The sequence below is a fragment of the Luteibacter sp. P4_E6 genome (assembly GCF_056401535.1).
The window spans coordinates 1-1,940 of sequence record NZ_JBFUJE010000661.1 but is presented as its reverse complement, the minus strand read 5'-3'; the positions used below and the strand labels follow the sequence as shown (position 1 = coordinate 1,940).

Here is a 1,940-nt window from a genome sequence, read left to right as displayed (position 1 = left end):
ATGTTGACCGGCGTGCCGGCCACGGCGGGCATGGCGAAAAGCAGGGCGGTCAGGGCGAGGGTAAGAGCGAGGGGTTTCATAAAGCCTCCTGGTTGAATGCGCCGGATGACGCCGAAGCACTCTGCGCCGCGGTCCGGAACCGGCGAACCGGCGGGGTGACGTACGCGATGTGCGCGCCCGACGCGGCGTGTGCGGCTCCCGCGCCTACCTTGGGTGGGGCCACCCTGTCGGCGCCCCGACGAGGCGCTGTTACAATCCCGCTTTGACCTCACGAGTCCCCCTCGCCATGGATACCTCCCGCATTTCCTCCTTCGTCAGCGGCCTTTGGGACGCGGAAATCGTCCCGCAGCTGGTCGAGTACATCCGCATCCCCAACAAGTCGCCGATGTTCGACACGAAGTGGCGCGAGCATGGCTACATGGACCAGGCGGTGGCCCTCATGGAGACCTGGGCACGCTCGAAGCTGGGTGCCCTCGAAGGCGCCTCACTCGAAGTCGTGCGTCTGGAAGGCCGCACGCCGCTGATCTACATCGACGTGCCGGCACAGGGCGTACAGGGCGCAGGCACGGATGAAACCGTCGTGCTCTATGGTCACCTCGACAAGCAGCCGGAGATGACCGGCTGGGCCGATGACCTCGGTCCGTGGACGCCTGTCATCAAGGGCGACAAGCTTTACGGTCGTGGCGGCGCGGATGACGGCTACGCGATCTTCGGCTCGCTCGCGGCCTTGCTCGCCTTACGCGATCAGGGCGTGCCCCATGCGCGCTGCGTGATCATGATCGAGGCCTGCGAGGAGTCGGGTAGCTACGACTTGCCGTACTACGTCGACCATCTCGCCGACCGCATCGGCAACCCGGCCCTGGTCGTCTGCCTCGATTCGGGCTGCGGCAACTACGACCAGCTCTGGCTGACCACGTCGTTGCGAGGCATGACCGGCGGCAACCTGACGGTGCAGGTGCTTGAAGAGGGCGTGCATTCGGGCGATGCCTCCGGTGTGGTGCCGTCGAGCTTCCGCATCCTGCGCGACCTGCTGAGCCGCCTCGAGAACCCGCAGACCGGTGCCATCGTGCCGGCGGAGCTCTATGTCGACATCCCGGCGCAGCGCGTCGACCAGGCCCGCCGTTCGGCCGAGGTGCTGGGCAATGACATCTACGACAAGTTCCCGTTCGTCGAGGGCATGAAGCCGGTCACCGACGACCTAGCCGAGCTCGTGCTCAACCGCACGTGGCGCCCCCAGCTCGCCGTTACGGGTGTGGGTGGCATGCCTGCCCTCGACAGCGCCGGTAACGTCCTGCGCCCGAAAACCGCGGTGAAGCTGAGCCTGCGCGTTCCGCCGACGCTGTCCGGTGCCGAGGCGGGCAAGTTCCTCAAGCAGTTGCTCGAGAAGGATCCGCCGTACGGCGCCAAGGTCACTTTCGACCTGGAAAAGGACGGCAGTGGCTGGAATGCGCCGGCCCTTTCGCCGTGGCTTGAGGAGGCGGTCGCCCGCGCCTCGGAGCATTACTTCGGCGCCCCCGCCGCTTACATGGGCGAGGGTGGCAGCATCCCCTTCATGGGCATGCTCGGTGAGAAGTTCCCGCAGGCGCAGTTCCTCATCACCGGCGTTCTCGGCCCGCATTCCAACGCCCACGGTCCGAACGAATTCCTGCACATTCCCACGGGCAAGCGCGTGAGCATGGTGGTGGCCGACGTGGTGGCACGTCACTTCCAGGAAGCCTCGAAGGCATGACCGCGGACCTCGCCACGCTCGACGGCCGCCTTGCGGCCGTGCGGGCGGCGATCGGGGCGGCCTGTGTGCAAGCCGGGCGCGATCCGGCCGAGGTGACCCTGCTTCCGGTGAGCAAGACGTTCGAGGCCCAGGTCGTGCGCGAGGCGGTGGGGTTGGGGCTGCGTCGTTTCGGAGAGAACAAGGTCCAGGAGATCCAGGCRAAGTCGGTGGC

Annotated in this window: 1 protein-coding gene and 1 pseudogene; both read left to right on the top strand. The window is 66.9% G+C overall.

Features of this window, described 5'->3' with window-relative positions:
- The first annotated feature begins 286 nt into the window (after positions 1-286).
- On the top strand, positions 287-1,729 hold the full coding sequence (locus AC1DT2_RS22100; RefSeq protein ID WP_063573291.1) for a M20 family metallopeptidase: 1,443 nt from the start codon (positions 287-289) through the stop codon (positions 1,727-1,729).
- A pseudogene (locus AC1DT2_RS22095) lies at positions 1,726-1,940 on the top strand (YggS family pyridoxal phosphate-dependent enzyme); the annotation flags it as partial. The gene AC1DT2_RS22100 and the pseudogene AC1DT2_RS22095, both read left to right, overlap by 4 nt.